Origin of the sequence: Pokkaliibacter sp. CJK22405 (assembly GCF_046614695.1) — a bacterium.
In the GTDB taxonomy this organism is placed as follows: domain Bacteria; phylum Pseudomonadota; class Gammaproteobacteria; order Pseudomonadales; family Balneatricaceae; genus Pokkaliibacter.
On sequence record NZ_JBKKHQ010000019.1, the window covers coordinates 57,851 to 82,789 of the forward strand.

The 24,939-nt window shown below is 54.8% G+C and carries 21 protein-coding genes; 16 read left to right on the top strand and 5 right to left on the bottom strand.

Features of this window, described 5'->3' with window-relative positions; translation table 11 throughout:
• The first annotated feature begins 21 nt into the window (after positions 1-21).
• The 7 genes from ACKC9G_RS14315 (at position 22) to ACKC9G_RS14345 (ending at position 10,306) form a co-directional block, all read left to right on the top strand.
• Positions 22-2,010: a sensor histidine kinase gene (locus ACKC9G_RS14315; RefSeq protein ID WP_411406550.1), complete on the top strand. Its 1,989-nt coding sequence runs from the start codon at positions 22-24 to the stop codon at positions 2,008-2,010.
• Between the two features lie 426 nt (positions 2,011-2,436).
• Positions 2,437-4,752: a hypothetical protein gene (locus tag ACKC9G_RS14320; protein ID WP_411406552.1), complete on the top strand. Its 2,316-nt coding sequence runs from the start codon at positions 2,437-2,439 to the stop codon at positions 4,750-4,752.
• A 263-nt stretch (positions 4,753-5,015) separates the two neighbouring features.
• Positions 5,016-5,789, top strand: a complete 774-nt coding sequence (locus tag ACKC9G_RS14325; RefSeq protein WP_411406554.1) for a helix-turn-helix domain-containing protein — start codon at positions 5,016-5,018, stop codon at positions 5,787-5,789.
• Entirely contained in the window at positions 5,786-7,294 is a 1,509-nt protein-coding gene (locus ACKC9G_RS14330) for a sulfatase (RefSeq protein WP_411406556.1), read from the top strand. Before ACKC9G_RS14325 ends, ACKC9G_RS14330 begins: the two co-directional genes overlap by 4 nt.
• 89 nt (positions 7,295-7,383) lie before the next feature.
• Complete coding sequence (locus ACKC9G_RS14335) at positions 7,384-8,454, top strand: TRAP transporter substrate-binding protein (RefSeq protein WP_411406558.1); 1,071 nt, start codon at positions 7,384-7,386, stop codon at positions 8,452-8,454.
• A gap of 74 nt (positions 8,455-8,528) precedes the next feature.
• The gene (locus tag ACKC9G_RS14340; RefSeq protein WP_411406560.1) at positions 8,529-9,032 is read left to right on the top strand and encodes a TRAP transporter small permease; all 504 of its coding nucleotides are present in this window, start codon (positions 8,529-8,531) and stop codon (positions 9,030-9,032) included.
• Positions 9,029-10,306 (top strand): TRAP transporter large permease, encoded by a 1,278-nt coding sequence (locus ACKC9G_RS14345; RefSeq protein WP_411406562.1) that lies wholly within the window; start codon positions 9,029-9,031, stop codon positions 10,304-10,306. The genes ACKC9G_RS14340 and ACKC9G_RS14345 overlap by 4 nt, the downstream gene beginning before the upstream one ends.
• Before the next feature lie 91 nt (positions 10,307-10,397).
• Here the strand turns inward: ACKC9G_RS14345 and ACKC9G_RS14350 are convergent, their stop codons facing one another.
• Positions 10,398-11,321 carry a LysR family transcriptional regulator gene (locus tag ACKC9G_RS14350; RefSeq protein ID WP_411406564.1) on the bottom strand — a complete coding sequence of 308 codons (924 nt, stop codon included), beginning with the start codon at positions 11,319-11,321 and terminating at the stop codon, positions 10,398-10,400.
• 153 nt (positions 11,322-11,474) lie between these two features.
• Here ACKC9G_RS14350 and ACKC9G_RS14355 point away from each other — a divergent pair, with 153 nt between their 5' ends.
• Both ACKC9G_RS14355 and ACKC9G_RS14360 read left to right on the top strand, forming a co-directional pair.
• On the top strand, positions 11,475-11,921 hold the full coding sequence (locus tag ACKC9G_RS14355; protein ID WP_411406566.1) for a nuclear transport factor 2 family protein: 447 nt from the start codon (positions 11,475-11,477) through the stop codon (positions 11,919-11,921).
• Positions 11,922-11,924: 3 nt separating this feature from the next.
• Positions 11,925-12,938 (top strand): LLM class flavin-dependent oxidoreductase, encoded by a 1,014-nt coding sequence (locus ACKC9G_RS14360; protein WP_411406568.1) that lies wholly within the window; start codon positions 11,925-11,927, stop codon positions 12,936-12,938.
• Positions 12,939-13,007: 69 nt separating this feature from the next.
• Here ACKC9G_RS14360 and ACKC9G_RS14365 read toward each other — a convergent pair whose 3' ends face one another.
• Together ACKC9G_RS14365 and ACKC9G_RS14370 are read right to left on the bottom strand one after the other, a co-directional pair.
• Positions 13,008-14,198 carry an arabinose transporter gene (locus tag ACKC9G_RS14365; RefSeq protein ID WP_411406570.1) on the bottom strand — a complete coding sequence of 397 codons (1,191 nt, stop codon included), beginning with the start codon at positions 14,196-14,198 and terminating at the stop codon, positions 13,008-13,010.
• Between the two features lie 408 nt (positions 14,199-14,606).
• Positions 14,607-15,764 (bottom strand): MFS transporter, encoded by a 1,158-nt coding sequence (locus ACKC9G_RS14370; RefSeq protein ID WP_411406572.1) that lies wholly within the window; start codon positions 15,762-15,764, stop codon positions 14,607-14,609.
• 111 nt (positions 15,765-15,875) lie between these two features.
• Here ACKC9G_RS14370 and ACKC9G_RS14375 point away from each other — a divergent pair, with 111 nt between their 5' ends.
• Positions 15,876-16,664: an IclR family transcriptional regulator gene (locus tag ACKC9G_RS14375; protein ID WP_411406574.1), complete on the top strand. Its 789-nt coding sequence runs from the start codon at positions 15,876-15,878 to the stop codon at positions 16,662-16,664.
• 62 nt (positions 16,665-16,726) lie between these two features.
• Here ACKC9G_RS14375 and ACKC9G_RS14380 read toward each other — a convergent pair whose 3' ends face one another.
• Positions 16,727-17,464, bottom strand: a complete 738-nt coding sequence (locus ACKC9G_RS14380; RefSeq protein ID WP_411406576.1) for a GntR family transcriptional regulator — start codon at positions 17,462-17,464, stop codon at positions 16,727-16,729.
• A 292-nt stretch (positions 17,465-17,756) separates the two neighbouring features.
• Between ACKC9G_RS14380 and ACKC9G_RS14385 the strand changes: the two genes are divergently transcribed.
• Positions 17,757-18,578: an amidohydrolase family protein gene (locus tag ACKC9G_RS14385; RefSeq protein WP_411406578.1), complete on the top strand. Its 822-nt coding sequence runs from the start codon at positions 17,757-17,759 to the stop codon at positions 18,576-18,578.
• A gap of 59 nt (positions 18,579-18,637) precedes the next feature.
• Complete coding sequence (locus ACKC9G_RS14390; protein WP_411406580.1) at positions 18,638-19,939, top strand: SLC13 family permease; 1,302 nt, start codon at positions 18,638-18,640, stop codon at positions 19,937-19,939.
• 125 nt (positions 19,940-20,064) lie between these two features.
• On the opposite strand, the gene ACKC9G_RS14395 is transcribed toward ACKC9G_RS14390, so the two are convergent.
• The gene (locus ACKC9G_RS14395; RefSeq protein WP_411406582.1) at positions 20,065-20,727 is read right to left on the bottom strand and encodes a TetR/AcrR family transcriptional regulator; all 663 of its coding nucleotides are present in this window, start codon (positions 20,725-20,727) and stop codon (positions 20,065-20,067) included.
• A gap of 58 nt (positions 20,728-20,785) precedes the next feature.
• On the opposite strand from ACKC9G_RS14395, the gene ACKC9G_RS14400 reads away from it, so the two are divergent.
• The 4 genes from ACKC9G_RS14400 to ACKC9G_RS14415 all read left to right on the top strand — a co-directional run bounded on the left by ACKC9G_RS14400 (position 20,786) and on the right by ACKC9G_RS14415 (position 24,933).
• Positions 20,786-21,385 (top strand): isochorismatase family protein, encoded by a 600-nt coding sequence (locus tag ACKC9G_RS14400; RefSeq protein WP_411406584.1) that lies wholly within the window; start codon positions 20,786-20,788, stop codon positions 21,383-21,385.
• A 619-nt stretch (positions 21,386-22,004) separates the two neighbouring features.
• A complete protein-coding gene (locus ACKC9G_RS14405) occupies positions 22,005-23,990 on the top strand; it encodes a BCCT family transporter (protein WP_411406586.1) in 1,986 nt (661 codons plus the stop codon).
• Between the two features lie 152 nt (positions 23,991-24,142).
• The gene (locus tag ACKC9G_RS14410; protein ID WP_411406588.1) at positions 24,143-24,565 is read left to right on the top strand and encodes a hypothetical protein; all 423 of its coding nucleotides are present in this window, start codon (positions 24,143-24,145) and stop codon (positions 24,563-24,565) included.
• Positions 24,562-24,933: a hypothetical protein gene (locus ACKC9G_RS14415; protein WP_411406590.1), complete on the top strand. Its 372-nt coding sequence runs from the start codon at positions 24,562-24,564 to the stop codon at positions 24,931-24,933. The genes ACKC9G_RS14410 and ACKC9G_RS14415 overlap by 4 nt, the downstream gene beginning before the upstream one ends.
• Positions 24,934-24,939 lie beyond the last annotated feature (6 nt).

Genomic DNA, 24,939 nt, shown 5'->3' on the forward strand with positions numbered 1-24,939 from the left:
GTGCATTCGCTTCAGGATTTTATGAAAAAGCATCCCCTCTGGTGGGGCTATCTGGTGCCCTGGTGGGTGCTCATTCCGCTGGCTGCCTGGCTGCTGTATCAAAGCGCCATGCACAATGGCCTGATGCAGGTGGAACAAACGGAAGAAGATCAGGTCGTGCGTGATCACATGCTGATCAGCTCACAACTGGGGCGGCTGTCTGATGATGCGGTACTCCTGGCGAATAATACCCGCACTGTTCTTCGTGACACTGACGAGGCAGATCCGCAGCTGCGTGAGGCCCGACTGCAGGCGCTGTATGCCGACTTTATGCAGGCCTATCCCCAGTACATGCAGGCACGCTGGATTACCCCGGATGGTATGGAAAGGGTGCGCGTTGACCGAAACGGTGCAGAGGTGAGCCCTCGGCCTGAATCCATGCTGCAAAACAAGGCCACGCGATACTACGTGCGCAAAGGGCTGATGATGCCGGAAGGGCGGATCTATCTGTCGCCGCTGGATCTGAACGTTGAAAACGGAGAGGTGGAAAACCCTCACCGACCCACCATGCGCGCGGTCACACGGGTTCCTGCTGATGCTGAAACCAGCCAAAATACGGATCGTACCTCCATGGCCTTTGCCAGTGAGATAAGCATGGCAGAAACGCCGGAAACGTCGGAAGCAACGGATGCCGTGCAGGACTCAGGCATTGTGGTGCTCAATCTGGATGCCAGTCAGATACTGAATGACCTGCGCCAAACCTCCTCCAGCATGCTTCTGAACGGTGATGGTTACTGGCTGGTGTCGTCTGACCCGGCGAAAGAATGGGGCTTTATGCGGGGTATGAAAGATGAGCGGATCCAGACGGAGAACCCGTCGGTCTGGCGGCAGATTCTGCGCAACGGCAATGGCCAGTTTATTAACGATGAGGGGTTATGGACTTTCCGGGAAATAACGGCAGAAGGGAACGCTCGGGTTCTGTCTTCCAGCGTTCCTTCCATGTATGTGGTTTCCCTCAGCCGGGCGCCGCTGGTATTGAGCGGGATATTGTTGCCACGTTATCTGGCCATCGGAATTATTCTGCTGGGCGCTATTACCTTGCTGAAAATATTCCTGATGCGCAGTAACTATCGCAATATACGCAAGGGTGAAGAACTGGAAGTGCTGAATGAGGATTTGTCCAAAGCACTGCTGAAACTGCAGCTCTCCCAAAAAGAGCTGGTGCAGGCAGAGAAGCTTTCTTCACTTGGGCTGATGATTGCCGGTGTCGCCCATGAGCTGAACACCCCCATTGGTGCCTCCATGCTCTGTGTGAATACGCTTTCTGACAAGCTCAGTGAGATTAAGGAGCATCTGGATGATGGCGGTATTCGCCGCTCGGAGCTGGAGCAGTTTCTGTCCCTGCAATCGGAAGGGCTGGAAATGGCGGATCGCAACATTAACCGCGCCGCCTTGCTGATTCGACAGTTCCGTCAGGTCGCGACTGACCGGGCCAATGCCGACCTGAACTCGTTCCAGCTGGATGAGCTGGTGCAGGATCTGACCTCCCTGATGCATTCGCACTGGAAGAACACGCCCCATATTGTGCAGGTGAATGTGCCTCCCGGTATTACCATGTTCAGCTGTCCGGGGCCGCTCGGGCAGGTGTTGCAGAATCTGATCCACAACGCACTGCTGCACGGCTTTGATAAAAAGGATTACGGCACGGTGGAGATCAAGGCGCTGCCTATGTCGGATGGTCAGGTGGATCTTCAGGTGACCGATAACGGCTGCGGGATTCCCGAGGCGGATTACGAGCGGGTCTTTGACCCCTTCTTTACCACACGCCGCGCCCGTGGCGGCACAGGCCTGGGCCTGCATATTGTTCATCATCTGGTGACAGAAGTGCTGGGCGGTAAGATCTGGCTCAGCGCGGGTCGGCAAGGGGTGGGCACAACGGTACATATACGCTTGCCGCTGCGGGTGAACCTCCCCGATAACGTTCCGCAAGGCGCCCCGGAACCCTGGCGTCAGGCCACTGCTGTGCACTAGCCAGAGAGAAATTTTTAGCCTTGTTACGACGCCGGTCAGGCTTGCCCTTAGCGACCGGCGTTTTCTTATCTCCCCTTTGGTACAGCCCCGATGGTTACTGGCTGTCAGCGTTTTTAGCTGACGTGATTTTCCCCGCAATAAAGTTTGCAAAAATAGTGAACTACTCCACGCGATTGGACACTTAGGCAACAGGTGTTAACCCGTAATGGCTATCACTGATACTTAGCCCGTGTTGTCGGGCGAGTAGGTGAATTCGGTTCGCGCCAGGATGCGTGAACGCAGGTATTGACGCCAAGCGGTTCAGACCGCCTGGCCGCAGATTAGCCTATTCAAGAAAAACGAAAGCAATAATAACGAAAGCAAGGACACAGCCTTTGCCCGGGCTGTAGTGAGTTTTTTGCGCGACCTTCAGGAATTGAGGTAACGATGGCGAATATAAATAGTGCGTTGATCCATTCGGCTGCCGCCCGTGCGCTGCAGGCCCAGCAACTGACCCAGGGTCATGAGGCGGGTCAGGTGCAGCAAAAGCCTGCGGGCTTTAGCACGCAGCAGATGTTTGATCTTATAGGTTCTGCGCACATTACTAACCGCGAAAAGCTCGATGGCATGCACTATGTGCATAGTCAGGCCCAGCCGATGACCGGCCCGATGCGCCATGCGCTGACCCAGTTTATTGACCACATGACCAACACAGTGGCGTTGTCCTCGCAGGACAAAGCCGAGCTTCGCCTGCTGCTTAAAGCCATGGTATCTCAGCACAGCCTGATCGGCGGGGGCGCGCAGGCCAAAGAAACGGCCAAACTGCAGCATCAGCTCATGGAAAAGCTCAAGCCCTCAGAGCATGAACGCTCGCAGGACAAGGGCTTTAATCTGCTGGCGGAATTGCCTCTGGATAAATTTCAGAAGATTGCCTCCAGGGAGTATCTGGACAGCGACAGCCTGAATGCATTGCGTAAGGCGTCATCGAGTCTGGGGCATTCGCTGGATGATAGAACTCATAAGGATTTGAATGATCGCGATAACTTCAAGGCCGCCATGCGCTCCTTGCCGGGGGATTCCTCGATGGCGAACTCCCGCTCGCTGATGTCCATGAGTTCACTGGGGACGCTGGGGCAAGCGAATGATCCGGCTGCGGTTCAGCGTCAGTGGCAGGGGGTGATGGCGGCGCTGAAAAAGCTGCCGACGGAACCCGCCGAGATCAGTAAAGACGGCAGAGAGCTGCCACCGGGAGAGTCGCCCAGCCATGAGCGCTCACTACGCAGCAGCTTTTTGATGAATGCACTGCATCATGCAGCTCAAAAAAATCAGCTGGGTACGGTGCTGCCGGGGTTGACGGGGGCCATTCTTGAACTGCCTAAGGACCAGGCTGCAGAAGTACTGGCCGAGGGCGTCAGCATTGCCAGTGAAAGCCCACGTACCCATGCGGATCTGCTGAATCACCTGCCGCGTGTGCTGAATGAGAATTTTGAGCCTCATCATCGCCTGATGATCATGAGCGAATATCCCGAGATTGAGGACAATGCCAATCTGGCGGGCGCCGCCATGCTGGCGGCAGGCGGCGGTAACCCGGTTAATGATGTCCAGCAAACCGTGACGCAGTTTGCCAAACAGATGCTCTCTGACTTCAATGACGTACCTGCCGAGCATCAGGGTAATGCAGCGGTGTCACTGATGAAGCTTGCCCATAAAGGTTATCAGGTGAACCTGATGGCCATGCCGGGGAATCGTTCTCCTGAGATGACTCCCGCTGAGGTCGCAGGGGAAGTCGCACCGCAGCTGCGCCAATTGCCTGCCGCGCAGGCATTGAAGGCATTTGCTCAGGTGCGCGATGCCATCATGCATATCCCGATGGCCAGTGATCAGAAAATGCTCGCCGCGCGTGACCTGCTGCTTAGTCTTAAAGACAGCAGCGTACCTGCGCATCAGCGTATCGGACTGCAGTTGCCTTTCATGTCCAACATGGAAAGCATCGAGCAACGCATCGCGGTATTCCTTGAGACGATGGAAACCGCCAACGCCGTTGAAGACCCCGGCCAGCGGGCGCAAACCGCACAGAGCATCCTGCAGCATTTTAAATCCCTGAATCTGGATCACACCCGACAGGAGCCGCACGATCAGCCACAGTACAAGCCTGCGCTGGACTCAATGATAGGCCTTGTCAGTGGTCTGCCGGATAAAGAGCTGACTCCGCAGCTGACGGATGCGCTGGCGGATGTGCAAAACTTCCAGTACGAGTGCAACGAGCAGCAATTCCACGAGGTGTTGGATATTAAAAAGCGGGCGTTGGAGGCGGGCCTGGACGGTGGTCGTATCATGCCGCAGTTCCGCACCCGCGATGCTGATGATTTCACCCTGAGCCGTGCTTATTCCGCCATGGCCAACCTGCAGCGTCAGGCGCCACAGATTATCCCCGATTGCCTGATGCCTTCGTTGCACATGATTGAGAACGTGCAGCGGGCTGACATGGTGACGCGTAACCTTGCCGAGCAGGTTCAACTGCTCTCGACCGTCCCCATGGCGACGCTGATGGACCCGCAAAACCAGCAGGCAATGGCGCTCTCCTTTGCCCTGACCCGGGTGATGCTGGAACAGATGCCGGATAATGTCGCAGAAGTGCGGGACCGTGGGCTGGCGGAGGTAAACCGCATGATGCACCAGTCCATCCCTGATGAACTTCGCCAGAGCGGCGAATTTGCGAATACCCTTCTCAATATTTTAGGGCAGTTCAACCTTACGCCCTGAGGGCTGTAGCGCCTGAAAACATTAGCGATAGGGCCGTAACCCTGGGTTTTTTTAACCCTCGGGTCCTCTGGCTTTTCACTCTTTCAACCCGGCTTAGGCCGGGTTTTTTATTGCCTGCGATCTGGCATTGGGCATTGCCTGGCTACAACTTTGGTCATGGAATGTGCTGATATTTCCATATATGGTGTTACGGCATCCATATATGGATTGATCTGCCTTTTGCTCTCCCACAAAATTCTCACCATGACAACGGAGTCGTAACCGTGAGTTCTGAGCCAGTAATAAAAACACTAAAGGTGCTGGAGCTGCTGTCCGGGGAAATGAAACCCCTTAGCATGATGGATATTGCCCGCAAGAGTGATATCCCGCCTTCAACCCTCTCTCGCATCATGGCCACGCTGGAAGCAGCGGGGTATGTGCAGCGCAATGCCGGACGGGAATACCTCTCGTCGTTCGAGATTCGCAAAAGCCTGGGCTTGTCTCAGGCCTATGATGCGCAGCTCGAGTGGGCGCTGGAAGAGATCGTCGATGCCACCGAGCAGTCGGCGGAAGTGCTTCTCTACGAGAACAAACAACTGGTTTGGCATGCCAAACGCGAGCACAGCGAAATGGCGATCAAGCTGCGTGCCCACAAGGGTTTTCGCCGTACGATCCATGAGCTGGATGCGCCGTCGAGGCTGTTCCTCAGTGCTTACGGCTGGAATCACATTGTCCAGCATCTGGAAACCGATGCCTTCTTCACCACCGGGCTTGAGCGAACCTTTTTAAAGGCGCTGGAAACCCGTCAGCTGATCGATAGGGTTGATCCTGATCAGGTGGCCTTTGATGAAGTGGGTAACGTTCGCGGTGTTCGCCGCTTTGCCAAGCTGGTTCGTGATGTTCAGGGGCGCCCGTTGCACCTGTTATGCATTGCTGAGCCGGCCATCCCCAAACTGGATATGCAGGCTCATATTCGTCATCACGTGGAGGTTCTCGACCGGGTCAGTGACCGACTGGGAGAAACCCTCCGCAAGCTCGCAGGGGAGCAAGCACCATGAAGCCGAACATTCTCTTCATTATGGCGGATGATCACGCCTCAAAAGCGATCAGCTGTTACGGGCAGGGCATCAACCACACGCCGCATATTGACCGTATCGCCAATGAAGGGATGCGTTTGGATCACTGCTATGTGACCAATTCCATCTGTACCCCCAGCCGTGCCAGCATCCTTTGCGGTACCTATAACCACGTGAACGGCGTGGTGACGCTGGACTCCAAAATCAACAAACACCTGCCGAACGTTGCCAAGCATCTGCATACCGATGGCTACCAGACGGCCATGATCGGCAAATGGCATTTGGGGGAAGGTTCTGACCATGAACCCTCCGGCTTTGATTTCTGGTCCGTCGTGCCAGGGCAGGGCGAGTACTTTGACCCTGAAATGATCGAGATGGGCGAGCATATTCGTGTGCCGGGTTATGCCACTGACATCATCACCGACAAATGTCTGGACTGGCTCAAAGCCCGTGATGAGAGCAAGCCATTCTTTATGATGTGCCACCACAAGGCGCCGCACCGTTCCTGGGAATACGACCGCAAGTACGAAGACCTCTACACCGAGGATGTGAGCCTGCCGGATACCTTTGAGGACGATTACAAAAACCGGGCGAAAGCCGCTGCCGCCGCGAAGATGAAAATCGACGGCGACATCACCTACTTTGATCTGGGGCTGGTGCAGCCCGAAGGCGGCAGCGAGATTGGCGAGCCTTCCTTCGTGGGTTCATCGGATCGCAAGATCCCGACGCCGAGCGATCTATCCACCTTCAAGCTGATCGATAAAGACACCGGTGAAGTCTTCCGTTTTGAAACCCAGCAGCAACTGGCGCACTTCAAATACCAGCGTTATATCAAGCGTTACCTGCGCACCATTGCCTCGATTGATGACAACGTCGGCCGCATGCTGGATTACCTCGATGAAGAGGGCCTGACCGATAACACCATCGTCATTTACACCTCGGATCAGGGCTTTTTCCTTGGCGAACACGGTTGGTTCGACAAGCGCTTCATGTACGAAGAATCCTTCCAGATGCCCTTTGTGATCCGCTATCCGAAGGCCATCAAGGCTGGCACGGTGTGCAGCGATATCGTCTGCAACGTCGACTTTGCCCCGACCTTCCTCGATTACGCCGGTAGCACCGTGCCCAACTACATGCAGGGCGCGAGTTTCCGCCCGCTGCTGGAAGGCAATACTCCTGCCGACTGGCCACAGGTGGCGTACCACCGCTACTGGATGCACCGCGACCAGCACCACAACGCCTATGCCCACTACGGTGTGCGTAACCAGCGCTACAAGCTGATCTACTGGTACAACGACGGTTTTGATCTGCCCGGCACCAACCCCGGTGGCGAGAAGCCGGAGTGGGAACTGTTCGATTGCGAAAAAGACCCGCTGGAACTCTTTAACTGCTACAGCGATCCGGCCTATGCCGGGATCGTTCGCGAGCTGACGGATCTGCTCAATTCCAAAATGCGCGAGATCGGTGACGTTCCGGCCCACGCCTGATGCTGTGCTGCCCGGTCAGGACGGCCGGGCAGAATGACACATACCCGGCGGCAGCGCCGCTTCTATAAATCCAAGAATGAGGTATTCCCATGTCATATGAGTCCTATGAGATCGCCCCTGAACAGACTCGCACTCATACCGGTTTGCGCCGTCTGGGCAAAATCAGCCTGCTGTGTGCTGCCATGCTGGGTGCCAGCGCCAGTCAGGCTGCTGATTACAGCCTGATGATGGCAACCACGACTCCTGAAGGTTCGCCCTGGGGCTCGACCCTGAGCACCTTTGAAAAGCTGGCTGAGCAGTACACCAACAACAAGGTGGATATCAAAATCAGCTTTGGCGGCGCTCTGGGTAATGACACCCAGCTGCTGCAGAAAGCCCAACTGGGTTCCACCGTGCAGGGCGCGCAGTCTTCCGGCGCTCAGCTGGGTTCTGTGGTGCCGGTAATCCGTAGTTTTGATGTGCCGTACATTGTCGATAACGTCGATGATGCCATGGGTATCTTCTACAAAGAGGGTCACCTGCAGGGCAAGCTGGTTGATGACCTGCAGGCGCTGATGGCGAAGAAAAACCTGCGTCTCCTGTACGCAACGCCCTTTGAATTCCGTGGTCTGCTGACCAGCAAGCCTGTCGTTAAGCCTGCAGATATGGATGGCATGAAGTTCCGTGTGACCCCAAGCCGGGTTGAGCGCGGCATGATCAGTGATCTGGGCGCCGGTGCCAACACGCTGGGCATCTCAGAGGTCTACACCGCACTGCAGACCGGTACGGTCGATGGTCTGGCAATTCCGCCGATCACCGCGGTGTCCTTTGCGCTGCAGGAAGTGGGCAAGAACTTCAATATGCTGAACTTCCAGCCGCACCCTTCCTTTATGCTGGTGAATGCCCGTACCTGGAACAAGCTGCCCAAGGATGTTCAGGAACAGGTGCAGAAAGCGGCGGATGATGCGGTCGCCCAGACCCGTGGCAACTTTGACAAGGCGCTGACCGACGCGATTGCCAAAATGAAAGCTAACGGTGTCACTGTCCATGAACCCAGTGCTGAAGAAAAAGCCGCCTTTGCGGCCAAAATTACGGATTCTGCAGTGAAAACCGCCACTGATGGCTTCAATGACGATGAAACTGCGTTCTTTGAAGCACTGAAAGCCTCCCTGAAAAAATAAGCTACGCCCCTGAGGTACAAGCGGGGGCCGAACCATTCGGCTCTCGTTGTTCTGCCTTGGCCCTGAGGTGAGTTATGAGAGTATTACGCCTGCTAGAGCGCCGCTTCGAAGAGTTTCTGTGTTCTCTCATGATGGCGGGCATCGCCATTTTGCTGAACCTGGAAGTCATCCGCCGCTATGTATTCAATTCCCCCTCCTCATGGAGTGATGAGGTCTGCCGGACCCTGATGATCTGTATCGTGTTTATTGGTGTGCCCTGGGCTGTGAAAACCAATAGCCACGTCATCATTGACCTGATCCCGGTATCGAATCGCAAACTGCGCGGCTTTTTTGAGATTCTCTCGAAAATCATCTTCATGGTGTTCTGCGGCTTCTTTATTACTTCCTCTGTTTCTGCCATCGAATTTCACCACATGCTTGGCTCCGAGACGGAAGGCTTACAGCTGCCGTACTGGATTATGCTGATGGTGCTGCCACTGAGTTTTGGCCTGACGATTCTGCGACTGCTGCAAAGCATCGTGGAGAGCTATCGCCACACCATGCAAACGCCTGCGTCTGATGCGGAGGTGCAGCCATGAGCGAGTTGCAGGTTGGCCTGATCGTCCTGTTGTTCTTTGTCCTGATTTTCTCGCTGGTGCCCGTTTCGATTGCCCTGGGCGCCGTGCTGCTGGTGGCGTTTTATGCCATGGGCCTGGATACCATCGATATGGCGCTGGATGCCTATCAGTCTCTCGACAGCTTCCCGCTGCTGGCGATTCCGATGTTCGTGCTGGCCGGAACGCTGATGTCCACTGGCGGTGTGGCCAAGCGTATTCTCAATCTGGCCGATGAGTGGGTCGGGCATTTGCCGGGCGGTCTGGCGATTGTCACGGTGTTTGCCTCGGTTCTGTTCGGCGGCTTGTCTGGCTCAGCGCCGGCAACCGTGGCGGCCATTGGTTCGATTACTATTCCTGAGATGATTCGTCAGGGCTATTCCCGTGGCTTTGCTGCCGGTATTACGGCCTGTGCGGGTGTCATCGCCATTATCATTCCGCCTTCGAACCCGATGATCATTTATGCCGTGACCCAGCCCGGCACTTCGGTATCGTCCATGTTCCTCGGCGGCATTCTGCCAGGCATTCTTTTTGCGATTGGCATCATGGTGCCTGCCTATCTGGTCTCGAAGAAGAATAACTGGGGCGGACAGCGTGAGAAGGGCTCCAAAGCCTCGCGCTGGAAGGCGCTGACGGATGCCAAGTGGGCAATCCTGACGCCGGTCATCATCCTCGGTGGTATCTATTCCGGCATCTTTACCCCCACGGAGTCGGCGGCAATTGCTTCTCTGTATGCCTTTATCATCGGCACCTTCGTGCACAAGGAAATTCGTTTGCGCGACATGTACAAGGTCTTCTCCAGCTCGGCGCTGATGACCGTTGTTGCCATGTTCCTGATTCCCTTTGCGGTGGCACTGGGCAAGTTTCTCTCTGCCCAGCAGGTGCCGGAGGCCATGGCGGCGATTATTTCCAGCGGTGTCACCGGCAAGACCCTGACGCTGCTGGCGGTGATTGCCTTGCTGCTGTTTGTCGGCTGCTTTATGGATACTCTGGCATCCATCATCGTTCTGACGCCGCTGCTGTATCCGCTGCTACAACCCTACGGCATTGATCCTTACCACTTCGGCATGATTCTGATCATCGGCCTGGGGATTGGCTTTGTGACGCCGCCGCTGGGAGGCAACCTCTTTATCGCCAACCAGATAAGTCAGACCTCGGTGCAGCGCGTATTTATCGGCGCCTTCCCCATGGTGCTGGGGATGATCATCGCGTTACTGCTGATCACCTTTATTCCCGAGATCACTACCGTTTTCCTCTGAACAAACCTCGTCAGAGAAAAGCAAAAGAGCAGCCAATGGCTGCTCTTTTTTTACCTGCGTCGTGGACGCTTATCCAACTATTAGCCGATGCCTAAGGCGAAAAGCCGGAGGTTGGCTGCGTTGCCAGTTCTTGTAGCATCTTGATGACCGCTCGAACTTTCGGTTGTATGAAGTGTGTTTTGGGCCAGACCGCATGAATAGGCATTTCTCCCCCGGCAAAGTCATCCAGTAATTGCACCAGCCTGCCATTGGCAAGATCGTCGTTCACGAGCCAGGTCGGCATCTGCATAACGCCTGCGCCAGCGATTCCGGCTGCCAGCATGGCTTCCCCATCGCTGAATTCGTGACGAATACGAATTTCCTGTTGTAGCGCACGGCCATCCTGCGCTCGCAATAACCAGGTCTGTCGGGGTGAGCGGCGCGCGCCGATAATACAGTCATGATGCATGAGTGCCTGAGGCTGGGTGATGGGGCCGTGTTTTTCCAGATAGTCGGGAGATGCGCAAATGACCAGCCTCTGCGTTCCCAAATGTCTTGCGACCAGGTTGGCATCATCACCCAAGTCACCAATCCGAACGGCCAGATCATAGCCTTCCTGTACCAGATCCAGTGTGCGCTCTGTAAAGGATACGGAGAGATCGAGCCTGTCGTGGCGATTTGCCATCGCCAGCAGAGCAGTAAGTACATGGCGTCGGCCAAACGCTCCGGGCAAACTCAAATGCACTCGCCCTTGGGGTGTTTTGTCTTTGGGGGCTAGCCCATATTCTGCCAAATCCAACTCGGTCAGAGCGCGATGACATGCGGCAAGATAGGCTTCTCCTTCAGAGGTCAGTGTTAAACGACGTGTCGTCCGATGCAGAAGTTTTAACTCAAGCCGCGTTTCCAGTCGCGTTACGCTTTTGGCCACGCCCGAAGGCGTCATCTCCAGTTCATCGGCCGCGGCGGTGAAACTGCCAGTCCTCGCCGTCGCCATAAAAGCTTCTATCCCTGAAAAGCGATCCGGTAGTGCTTTCATTTTGTCCTGTGATTCCTGAATGTTTTGAGTAGAGGCTAAATTATCTTTTGTTTGAATGGGAATAAAGTAAGGCATCTTATCCCTGTCGCCCACTGACGTGATTCTGACTGGGGGCAGGGATCATCAACAAACGTCATGCATAGGAGGTAACCCATGAACGCCAGACTTGATGCCTTAATCGATCGCGAGGAAATCCGTGAGCTCAGAGTGCGTTATTCACACTGCCTGGATAGCGGTAACATGGATGAGCTTGGGCAGATTTTTGCACCTGATGCACAGGTGGAAGTCACGGTTGGCAAGATGGAAGGCATTGATGCCATTCGCGCAGGACTGGAGGACGCTTTTGCGCTCTTCGACCGTGATGAACGTGGTTACTATCCCTTTATGCACGCGGTGAGTAATCATTCGATTCAACTGACAGGTCCGGACACCGCGGTGGGTCGTTGTTATCTGATCGACTTTGAAACCGCTTCCAAGCCTGATCCAAACCCGCTGTTGTTGCTGGGTCTCTATGTCGATGAGTACCAGCGTATTGAAGGTGCCTGGCGGATTACTCACAGCAGGCTGGATGTGGTGTGGCCCAACACCGCAGGGGAGTGAGGCATGTGCAAGGCTCTAAAAATTAGTCTTCTTGACTATTCGCCTGTGGATGAGGGGCAAACCGCAACTGAAGCACTGGCATCTACCGTTCGACTTGCACAGCAGGCCGAAGCACAGGGCTTCTCACGTTATTGGGTATCCGAGCACCACGGCATGCCTGCCACGGTGAGCAATTCACCTGAAATTCTTATGACTCGTATTGCCGCCGCTACCAAGACTATTCGCGTCGGTTCAGGTGGCGTACTGCTGCCTAATTACAGCAGTCTTAAACTGGCTGAAAACTATCTGCTGCTGGAGGCATTGTTTCCCGGACGGGTGGATCTCGGCTTTGGTCGTGCCCCCGGGGCGGATCAGCGCACGAGTGCTGCGCTGAATGATGAAAAGCGGCGTTCTTTACCGTACACCCAAAAAGTGGCGGACCTGCTGGGTTTTATCACCGGCCAGCATGAGCATGGCTCTCAGTATGAGGGGATGAAAGCGCATCCCGAGAGTGCACATAAACCACAGCCTTTTGTCCTGGGCGCTTCTGGCTCCACGTCTCAGACGGCGGCGAAAGCAGGCATCGGTTTCACCTTTGCTCATTTCATTAATCCGAGTGATGATGGCCCGCTGGCTGCACAAGCCTATCGTGAGGCTTTCCAGCCAACAGGATTTGCACCTGAGCCGCACGTTGTGACTGCTGTCTTTGTCGCCATAGGTGACACACAGGAGGAAGCGGAGCGTTATGCCGCTGCCTTTCATTTATGGCTGATGTATGCCGAAAGCGGCTCTCCTTTTGAACGGGTGCCGTCACTGACGACGACGGCTGATCATCAATGGTCTGTCAGTGAGTTGGCGGTACGTCAGCGAAATGAAGGGCGCCTCATTTACGGAACCGCGCCAGAGGTTGTTGTCAGACTTCGTGATCTTGCTGGGGCTTATGGCACGGACGAGGTGATGATCAATCTGATGATGCCGCAGGCAACCGCGCGGGAGAAAGCGCTCAGTGCGATCAGCGAGGCGCTGAAAACCGCCTGAAAAAAGAGCAGCCATTGGCTGCTCTTTTTTTGTGTCACGATGCCGGAATCGTTTGTGATTCCGCGCGCTTTAGCTATCGGCTGCTTTTTCCCTGGTGCCCATGAAGATCACCAGTGCAACCCCAAGCCCCGCCGCGATGGCTCCCACCAGAAAGGCGCTGGGATAACCGGCATAGCTCACCAGTAGCCCCACGACCGGGGCTGAAAAACCGTAGGCCAGATCCTGACAGGCTGAAAAACCGCCAAGGGCCGTGGCCCGAAGGTTTTCCTCAACCCGGTGCACCACGCGTCGGCCCATCGCCGGGAAAATCATGGAGCAGCCGGTACCGGTCAGGAAGGCGCCGATCAGGGCCAGCATTGGCGAGGGGCTCAGCCAGATCATCACCTGACCGAGGGTTTCCATCACCAGCGACATCAGGGCAATTTTCAGGCTGCTCATGCGATCAGGCAAATGGCCGCAGACCAGACGAATGACCACAAAACCGGCGCCAAAGGCGGTAATCCCGAGGCCTGCATGGCTCCAGTGCTGCTCACGAAAGTGCAGTGCAAAAAAGGCGCCGATCAGGGCAAAGCCAATACCTTGCAGGCAAACCACACCGCCTTCAGCCCAGATACTGCCCATGACCCTGAGGAAGGAAGGGCGCTTTTTCGGCGATGCCTGCGGCGCAATACCTTCTTTGGGAAGGATAGCGATCAGGGCAACGACAGGCAGTACGGCACTGGCCAGCATGGTGCCGGCAAAGCCCAGGTGATCATAAAGAAAGAGGCCAATAGGTCCGCCTGCCGCAAGGGTGCCGTACATGGCAGCACCTGCAAGCGCGATGGCTTTGCCGCTGTTCTTCGCACCCACCGAGCCGATGCACCAGGACAACAAGCTGACCACAGCGAGGCTTTCGCCGACGCCGATCAGCAGGCGGCCGATAATCAGTACCGCAAAGGCCAGGTAAGGCTGATCCGTGAGCAATACGGGGGCGGCGCCAATCAGCGAGCCCACCATATAGACGATCAAACCGCGGATTAATGCAGGCTTGGTGCCGTGCTTATCGGCCCAGGCGCCAGCCGGTCCACGGGTGAGCAAGGTCGCCATAAAGGCGCTTCCCACGGCCAGCCCGGCCCAGGCGCCGTTAAGCTTGAGATCGTGACTGGTGAAAACAGGAACAACGGTCAGGGCGATAGCGACGCAGAGGTAGGCCACCACCATGATAAAGGTCAGAAAATAGAGCTGAAAACGCGCAGAACGCGAGAGGGATGAGGCTGTCATAAGCATTTCCGTCATGGTCGAGTTCATCCCGGACAGCATGGCTGCTGATGCTCTTTTTGAGATCAGCAAAGACCTCCGACAGCGCAAGGCTGACGGGCTTCCGGGGTGCGTTGGTTGACGTGAAACGCTTACGGCCATCGAAAGGATGACAGATCTCTTTGAGCTGACAGTTCTACAAGCCAGGCCTGTTTTATAAACTGCGCCGTTTCTCAAAGAGCAGGCAGTGTAACAGCTGCAGATTGGCGATCGCCAGCCATCTTTTACTGTTCAATGACCTGATGCTTCCTTGCGACTTTAGGCTTCCTTCTACGGGAAGCTCCACCGCTGACGTTCCATCGTTTACCGGGTGGTTCTGAACGCAGCTCTTCGGCCACTTTTTTGTGTATTAACTGAGTCTCTCTGTTTGTGCTAACCGGTCTGAATAGCGCCGTGCTGTTTGCGCTGGCGTTGATGGAGAATCTGTAACAGTCCGATCGATACCAGTGCCAGTAGCGCAGCCAGCCCAAAGGTCGCCTGTGTGGGAAGCGGCACTGACTCCACAAAGGAAGACAGAAACTGCCCCATAAAGATCGCCATGGACAGATAAGCAAGATGTTTACCGCGTACTGCCGGATGGCTTTGCTCAATGGTCATGTGATTCACCAAAGGCACTGAAAAGCCAAAGCCGAGACCTACCAGTATCGCTGCCGCAGTGTAAAAACCGAGACTCTGCGTGGCGGCCAGTATTCCAAGGCCAAGGGCATACCCTACAAAGGCAAGCGCCAGAGTGCGCTGCTCACCGAGGCGTTGTAATACCCGTGGCATCAGCGCAGCGCCGACCACCGCGATGAGCGAGATAAAACTCAGGAAGTATCCACTGCCAGTGGCACTGAGGCCGAGGCTTTTCAAGCTGAAGGGCAGAATGATGACCACGGTGAAAAAACAGGTCATCGACAGCAAGGCCGCGATATACACGCTTTTCAGACTGGCAGGGATTTTTCCTGCATTAACGTTACCCTCTGTGTCTTCGTCTAACTCAGGCGCTTCTGGCACAAAAGCGAGTACCAGCAGCAGGAACACCAGTGCCAGTCCATACAACCCAAAGGGCCATGACCAGTGCAGGCTGGCAAGCGTACCGCCGACTGCAAGCAGTACGACGCCACCCAGCTCAATCGCCATCCCCTGTCGGGCAATCATCGTTAGCCGCGCCTTGCCTTCATAAAAGCTGGAGAGCAGGCCGGTGCCGGATGCCATCACGATGGCGGTTGCGCCGCCGAGTAGCAGCCGGTCGAGAAAAATCCATAGCGGACCACTCAGACACAGCACGCTAAAACCCAGCACAGCGTAGAGCACCAGACCGATCATTAATGCGCTACGAAGCCCGGTACGCTGAATAAAGAAGGCCGCCAGCGGACCGAAAACCACCACGCCCAGCGAAGGCAGCGTAATCAGAAAACTGGCGTGTTCACTCACCCCAAGCGCCGCAGCAATCTCGGGTAAGCCCGGTGCGACAACGCAGCCGACCATGATGGTAAGGCTGGCCACCAGAAGCAGCGTCCAGCCGGTAAGCGGGTGAGGGGTGGTCATGAGTTTATCCTGTGCTTATGATGTTCCATATATCGGAATGGTGTTCCATTTTATACGGGTGAGTATGCTAGACTCCAACCCCTCAGGTCAAAGCAGCGGGAGAAACACTGCGTGGCATCACAGAATGAAAAAGCAAAGGATGAAAGCGCAAAGGAGTCCGGCGGCAGTCAGGTTATTGCCCGTGCGGCTCTCATTTTGCGAACGCTGGAACCTCATGCCGATGGTCTGGCTCTGGGCGAGCTGGCGCGCCAGACCGGGCTACCGAAAACCACCGTGCATCGTCTGCTGGCGGCACTGGAAAGCGAGCAATTTGTGCGTCATACCCGGACCGGTTGGCGCTTGGGTGCAGGCCTGGCGCGGCTGGCGGCCTCTGCTCATACGGATGTTGTCGCACTGGCTCGACCCTTTATGGAAAGCCTGGGGCGCCGTACCCGTGAGACGGTTGATCTCTGTGTCGAGCGGGGTGTGCATGCGGTGCTGCTGGATCATTACCCCTCGGATCAGGAGTTACGGGTGGTCTCGCCCATCGGAACTGCTTTCCCATTGCATAGCACGGCACAGGGCAAGGCCCTGTTGGCGCAGCTCAGTACGCAAGAGCTGGCGTCGCGACTACAGGAACTCAATCTGGAAGGCTACACCGAGTCAACGCTGACTCAGATGGCCGCACTTGAGCACAGTGTTTTGAGGGTACAGGCGCAAGAGGGCATGGGTGTTGATGAACAGGAAAACAGCGAGGGCGTTTGCGCCCTGGGTGTGGTCCTGAAGGTGGCAACCGCTGAGCGCTATACACTGTCGATTGCCGTTCCCGCTCATCGTTTTGCACGACAGCGATCCTTGCTGGTGGATGCACTTTTGCGCTGCAAGGCAGAGATTGAGGCACTGGTGCTGAAACCTGAATAAACGAAAACCCGCGCAAGGCGGGTTTTCATCATGAGGGAATGGCTCCGGAAGCCAATCGTTGTTCAGGAAATCTCGATCTGATAGCGGAAGGTGCCTGCCGCGCCACGGGTCAACCGGTATTCCAGCGGCTGGCGCGCATAACTGAGCGCAGTACGTTCGATAATGGCGATCGGTGCTCCGGTCTCTACCGAGAGCTTTTTCGCGGTGGATTCATCCGCCGTTGAGACGCTTAAGGTTTCCTTGGCCGAGCCAATCAACTGGCCGCAGCTTTCCTCGTAAAACGGGTAGAGCAGATTGCCATACTCGCTTGGGTCAATGTCCATCAAGGGCGCAAAGCTATTTCCAGCCAGCCAGATATCCTCTACAAAGACAACCTCGCCACCCAGCAAACGCTGACGCTCCAGATGGATCACCTGTTCGCCCTCGGCCAATGACAACGCGGCCCTGATCTCCGCTGAAGGTGCCTCCAGCGTGCGGGAGGTGATCAGACTCTGGGGGACTTCATGGCTGCCTGCGGCATTCAGCTGGCGGAAGAAACGAAAGAAGGAGGCGTTGAAGTTGGGGCGGCGAATAAACGTGCCACGGCCCTGATTACGCTCCAGCAAGCCATCCTGCACCAGGGTATCAACGGCTTTGCGCAGGGTGCCGACGGCAACGCCATAGCGCTGCGTGAGTTCAGCTTCCGTCGGGATAGGCTGTCCCGGAATCCATTCCCGGTTAGCGATGCGCGAGAGCATGTCATCGCGAATTTGTTGGTAAAGCGGCAATCGGCTGTCTTGTCCGATAAATGAAGCGGCCATTGGCTTAGTCCAAGCAGGCAAAAAAGGGCAATTTACTCCTATCAACCGGCTGTCGTCCACGGCTGATCCTTTGTCCCCTATCACAATCCTTGTTATTTGAACGAATCATGATCCTGCTCAACCCCGCTCGATACGAGCGTTTTGCTGCTTTTACAGCGATGCTTATTGGACTTTGGTCTTAATTGACTCCGATTCAGTCTGTGGCTATTTTGGTCAATTCATATAGATGAATATATAAATAGATCATTAGAAGGTGCCCCGATGCACCTCATGCCCAGCAGGTAGTAGAAGTATGAGCCACGCACCACGCCCAATTACCGGGGTTGATACCCACGCTCATGTGTTCGCAATGGACTTGCCCATGACCTCCGGCCGTCGTTACAGCCCGGACTACGACGCCACTCTGGCGGCGTACATTCAGCATCTCGATACCCATAATTTTTCTCACGGTGTGCTGATTCAGCCCAGTTTCCTCGGTACTGATAACAGCTACATGCTGGATGCCGTGCGTCAGTACAGTGATCGTCTGAAAGCCGTTGTCGTGGTTGAGCCCAACATTTCTGAACCTGCGCTTGAGCAACTGACTCGCGCTGGTGCCGTGGGCGCCCGCCTCAATCTGATTGGTAAAACACCGGCAGATTACAGCCAGTCTGAATGGCAGAGCTTCTTTAAAAAGCTCAAACAGGTGGGCTGGTCGCTTGAAATTCACCGTCATGCGGATGACATCGCTGACTTTGTTCCGGCGATTCTGGAATCCGGCGTGCAGGTGGTGATTGACCACTTCGGCCGTCCTCAGGGCGAGCTTTCTCCCTTCTTTGAAGGACACCGCGCTTTTCTTGAGCTGCTGGACAATGAGCAGCTGTGGGTGAAGGTGTCTGCCGGCTATCGCAACAACACGGATCTTGATGCCATGCAGCGCATGATGAAACTGCTGCGCGAGGCGATGGGTGGTGTATCCCGAATGCTGTGGGGCAGTGACTGGCCGCACACTCAGTTCGAAGAGGTTACCTCTTACGAAGCGCAATACGGCATTATGGAGGCCCTGTTGGCCGATGCCGAAGAAAGAAAACAGGTGTTGCAGGACAACCCCCGTTCGCTCTTCCATCTGGCCTGAGGGCCGGGCTCCTCGTGCTTACTCAAAGCAGTACTTGATAAAACAAGAAGGATAAAACCATGTTGAGTCTAATCGTTGTCGGGGCCATCGCCCTGGCCATCGTGCTCGGCTACAAGACCCGGATTAACATCGGCCTGTATGCCATTGCCTTTGCCTACATCATTGGCTGCTTCGTCATGGGGATGAAACCCGCGGACGTTATTAAGCTGTGGCCACTGAAAATCTTCTTCATCATCTTCTCGGTATCGCTGTTCTACAGCTTTGCCACCATCAACGGTACGCTGGAGCGTCTCGCTGAGCATTTGATGTACCGCTGCCGCAATGCGCCGCATCTGCTGCCTTATGCGGTATTTGCCACCGCAACCCTGATTTCCGGTCTCGGTGCCGGTTACTACACCGTGCTGGCCTTTATGGCACCGCTGACGCTGCTGCTTTGCCAGCGTACCGGCATGAGCATGATTATCGGCGCGATGTCCGTGAACTACGGTGCGCTGGCCGGTGCCAACTTCGTCTCCAGCCAGAGCGGTATTATCTTCCGTGGCCTGATGATGAATGCTGGCATCAGCGATGAGCAGGCCTTCACCGATGCCTTGGGGATCTTTATCAGTACGCTGGTAATCCCGCTGATCGTGATTACCGGTATGGTCTTCCTGGGTGGCAACCGTGAGCGCATGGCGCAGGCGGATATCGGCTCGGCACTGCCGCAGGCCTTTAACTCCCAGCAGAAAATGACCCTGTTCCTGACCGTGCTGATGATGGCACTGGTGCTGATCTTCCCGATCCTGCACATCGTCCTGCCGGAAAGCAGCGCCATTACTTTCATCAACTCCAAAGTCGATATCGGCCTGATTGCCAGCGTGTTCTCGGTCATTGCCCTGATGCTGAAACTGGGTGATGAGCGTAAAGCGATTGCCTCTCTGCCCTGGGGCACCATCATCATGATCTGTGGTGTGGGCATGCTGATTTCCATCGCGATCAAGGCAGGCACGATTGACTCACTGGCTTCCTGGATTGGCACCACCATTCCTGCGGCGCTGGTTCCTCTGGCCTTTGGTGTCGTGGGTGCGCTGATGTCCCTGTTCGCCAGTACGCTGGGTGTGGTGACGCCGGCGCTGTTCCCCATCGTGCCGTCCATTGCTGCAACCCTGGGTATCGACCCCATGATCATCTTTATCAGTATCGTGGTGGGCGCACAGGCAACCTCTATTTCGCCTTTCTCCTCCGGTGGCAGCCTGATTCTGGGTGCCTGTACTTCGGAAGAAAGCCGTTCCAGCCTGTTCCCGCAGTTGCTGTTCCGTGCGGCGCCTCTGGGCTTCGCGGCAGCGCTGGTCTACAACGTGGCGATGACCTTTATTTACTGAGGTCCGCGACAGGTTTCGGATGCCGGCGGCTAGCCTCACTCGCTACCGGCATCCTTCTTTTTCAGCCCCTTCGGGGGCTTTTTTCGTTACTGGGGAGAGCGTGGCAGGGGCAGGGCTTCGATGTCTCAGGCGTTGGGCGGTAACAGATAGCTCAGCAGTGCCAGGCGATACTCACGAATGATCTGCAGGCGGCGAGTCTGATCGGCATCCCGATAGAGAGGAATCAGGCTTTTGACGATTTGTAGCATCACCGTTGCGGTGAGGGTGGCATTGTCCTGAATAGCGGCGCGGCGTTGAACCAGAAGCTCACCGAGTCTTTCGCGCAGGGCGAGGCGGGCATCCGGGTCGCGCTGATAATTAAGCGGCGCCTCCTGCAGTAGCAAGTAGGCAGGGTGTTCATCGAGAAAGTCGGTCATCAGGCGGATGATGGCATCCACCAGCGCTTCGACACTGTCCGAATGTGGCGCAGCTTCTTCCTGTTCCCTTTCCTGTTCCTTTACGGCTTCAGGGCTATCGCTCTGTTCAATGGCGCTCCAGCGGCTCGCCATTTCCTCGGCGTAATGCTTTCGAAGGGCGAGAGCGACGGCGGCCTTATCGGGAAAGTACTGATACAGCGAGCCAATCGACGTTGCAGCCAGTTCAGCAATCGCCGTCATCGTCGCTTTCTGGTAGCCGTCCCGGACAAAAATCTGCTCTGCCGAATCAAGAATGGTACGGATGCGACGCTCTGCGCGTTCCTGTCGGGGAACACGGCGGGCAGGGGGCTGAGTTTTGGAATGTGATGACATCCTCACATTGTAGTGATAATTTTGTGAGGGTGTCCTCATATTTTGGAGATTTTACGTTATGCCTTCTTCCGCCACCTCCGCCCGACAACCCCTTTCTCTGGATTATTCCGCCACTGCCGTCGTCGTCATCGACCTGCAATTCAGCAACGCTGCCCGTGAGCTCGCGCCACATGATGCGGCAACGGTTATCCGCAATAGCCGAGCCGTAACCGATGCCCTGCGCGCTAAAGGCGCAACCATCCTCTTTGTGCGCGTGGACCCGACGAAATTCCGTGCCATGAATACTGATGCCAGCCTGCCACGCCCACAGGGAAATATGGGGGAGACGCCTTTCGCGCTGGTGCCGGACTGCGGAGTGGAAGACGGTGATGAAGTGATTGTGAAGCGTCAGATCGGTGCGTTTTATGGCACGCCCCTGGAGCAAGTGCTGCGTCGTAACGGCATTACCACGGTCATCATGACGGGTATTGCCACCAATATCGGTGTGGAATCCACCGCGCGACAAGCAGCCGATCTGGGTTTTGATGTGGTCTTTATCGAGGATGCCATGTCGACCATGAGTGAAGCGGCTCATCGTCAAAGTGTGGAAGGGTACTTTCCTTATATGGGCAGAGTGCGAACCACAGAGGCATTGCTTGAGGAAGTGGCTCAGGGCTGAAGCCCTTCACTGAGCGGCTTAACCCAGGTGTATCTGTAAACCCGTCAGGTGATGCTGTCGGGTTTTTTTATGGGTGCTCTCTAATCACTTGTTAACCACGCGTAAGTATTTCTCTGGCTGCGCTGAGTGGTCGCACTGGGGCTTTTAACTCGCCGGCAGGTGCCCCAAGTCACTGAAAATCCTGCCGGTTTTGCCTGTCGTGATCTTTCTCAGAGTCATTTTTGTCAGCTTTCATTGGCTGAATGTCAGGCGTAAACCTTAGTCATCAACGTAATGTGAACGGCAATGTAACGGCATTACAGTGCGTTTCAGCACAGAGTGTGAAACGTCGCAAATAGCACTCAGAAGCGTCGGCTTTGATGCCACTATTAGGCCATGGAATGCCGGTAAAATGCCAGGTTTCTCGTTGTTTCCAGCGAATAACAGAGAGTGTCAAGACAGGGGAATGGCCGGGTCGGCCTCCTTTTTTCAAACTATTTCTAACCACAGTGGTTGAGATATTTTATTTGACCTCTAAGTATTGGGTTGCCATAGTCGTGGCCGTCTTCCTTTAGTGGAAATCTAACTTGGGGTCACGGAAGGATCCGTGACGAACAGGAAACCAATCAAGGTAACATTCATGGGTTCTAAGCTGACGCAGAACAGTAAAATAAACCCGCCGGTGTTCTTCGGATCAGCACTGCTTCTCCTGCTTTTAGTAGGTTATGCGGTGATCTGGCCAGAAGCCGCGCAGGGGTTCTTCGGGGATTTACAGTCTCTCATCATTGATTACGCCGGCTGGTTCTATGTCCTTGCCGTCGCAATCTTCCTGATTTTTGTGGCCTATCTTGGCTTGTCGCGACACGGCGAGATCAAGCTCGGGCCGGATCATTCCGAACCTGACTACAGCTACACCAGCTGGTTTGCCATGCTGTTCTCGGCTGGTATGGGTATCGGTCTGATGTTCTTTGGCGTGGCAGAGCCTGTCATGCACTTTCTGGCACCGCCCGTCGGGGATGGCGGTTCAGTCGATGCTGCCCGCGAGGCGATGAAGCTGACCTTCTTCCACTGGGGTCTGCATGCCTGGGCAATTTACGCGGTCGTTGCGTTGATTCTGGCGTACTTCAGCTACCGTCATAAGCTGCCTTTGACTCTGCGCTCAGCGCTGTATCCCATCATCGGTGATCGTATTTACGGCCCGATTGGTCATGCGGTCGATATCTTCGCGATTCTGGGTACCGTTCTGGGTGTGGCAACGTCACTGGGTTACGGCGTACTGCAGGTTAACTCAGGGCTCGCGCACCTCTTTGGCTTGCCTGAAAACACCACCGTTCAGATCATGCTGATCATCGGTATTACCGGCCTGGCGACCATCTCCGTGGTATCCGGTCTGGATACAGGCATCCGTCGTCTGTCCGAGCTGAACCTGGGCCTGGCTGTCCTGCTGATGCTCTTTATCCTGATTCTCGGCCCCACTGCGCTGCTGCTGAAAACCTTCGTGCAGAACACCGGTGCCTATCTGTCTGACATCGTCGACAAGACCTTCAACCTCTACGCCTACAAGCCTAACGACTGGATTGGCGGCTGGACCCTGTTCTACTGGGGCTGGTGGATTGCATGGTCTCCGTTCGTCGGTATGTTTATCGCCCGTATTTCCCGCGGCCGTACTATCCGTCAGTTCGTGATGGGTGTGCTGTTCGTACCTGCCGGTTTCACCATGATCTGGATGACCGTGTTTGGTAACTCCGCGATTGATCTGATCCTCAATCAGGGTCTGAGTTCACTGGGTGACACCGTTAACCAGAACACCGCACTGGCACTCTTTGCCTTCCTGGAGCAGTTCCCGTTCTCGGGTGTACTGAGCCTGCTGGCGACGCTGATGGTGGTGGTCTTCTTCGTGACTTCTTCTGACTCCGGCTCCATGGTGGTCGACATGCTGGCTTCCGGCGGTCATGACGATACCCCGATCTGGCAGCGTATCTTCTGGTCTTCCAGTGAAGGTATCGTGGCGATTGCACTGCTGCTGGCCGGTGGTCTGAAAGCCCTGCAAACCGCGACTATCGTGAGCGCACTGCCGTTCGCTGCGATCCTGCTGTTTGCCTGCTACGGCCTGCATAAAGCACTGGTGATCGACTCTACCAAGCGTGCGTCTTTCAACTCTGCCAACTCCACGCCTGTATCGCCCATGCTGGCGAGCAAAGGCCCGAACTGGCGCCAGCGCATTCAGTCCATGTCCAGCTTCCCGAGCAAGGGTGAAGTGGAAAACTTCCTGAATAATGAAGTGGCACCAGCGATGAATGCCATGGCTGAGGAATATCGCTCCCAGGGCTACGAGGTGGATGTACAGGCACGCAAAGACCGCGTGGTGCTGGAAATCCTCCACGGTAGCGAGATCGACTTCCTCTACGGTGTGCGCATGCGTCCTTACACGCCACCTTCCTTCCTGATGCCCAACACGTCAGAGAAGGCCAAGGAAGAGAAGCGTTACTTCCGTGCTGAAGTCTTCCTTAGCGAAGGCGGCCAGAACTACGATGTTTACGGTTACAGCCGTGACCATCTGCTGGCAGACGTACTGGATAAGTATGAGAAGCATATGTTCTTCCTGGAGCAGGTTCGCGAAACCTGATCCTGAACTACGCTAGTCTTATCAAAGCAAAAGCCCGCTATTTAGCGGGCTTTTTTATTAAAAGTTGCACCTGTTAATTTTAAATGTTAATAAAATGTATTCTGAATGCTGTCGAATTTTTCTCTATTATGGGGGTGTCATTGGAAGAGTTAATGAAATGGATCTCTTTTCTTTCTAATGTAATGACTGTCCTTGCATCGGGTATTGCGATTTATATCTTTGTTTCTAATAAAGATAAAATTGCATCTGTCTTTACTCTTTTGATGAATTATTCTCAGCAGCTGTCATTATCAGAGTTGAAAGAAAAGATTGAGAGGCTTAATGAATATAACGCTAAAGATAGTGAAGAGTGTGAGAGAATTGTAAATATTTTTAATGAGATTTTAGGCCAGCTAAAAGGTAATGAAAAAATAAAAAGCCATTTTATTGAGATGATTGAAAGTATTGAAAATATGGTTTCTGACAGAAGACGTTTAACTGAACCAAAGAAAAGGGCGCTGGTAAGTGAGTTGAGAGAAAGGCTTAGACATCTTAGTGTAAAAAGTATTGATGACCTAGTTGAGGTATCGAAATGAGTAAGTTTGTTAGAGCTGTTAATGTGATGATATCTAACTCTGGGCTTATTAAGAATGTTATAAAAGGCAGTCATGAAGGTGAGCTATTCTTTAAATATGACTACAAGCACTCTTGGTCAATATGGAAGGGTGAGGATAACTCAATATTTATGTCTTATTATCCACCAGATCAAGATATTCAGGTAACTGCTAGAGTTATTGACCTTGTTGGTGTTCAGTGTATTACATACAGTAGTCGAGAGCTTGGAACTAGAGAGGCTCGCGACTCAATGGCAGAGTTATATCAAGTAGTATCTGAAAAGGCTTATGGCATGGACGAAGTCCTTGACGATATTATTGATACTGATCCTGATCCTTTGCCATTTTAGTAGTTG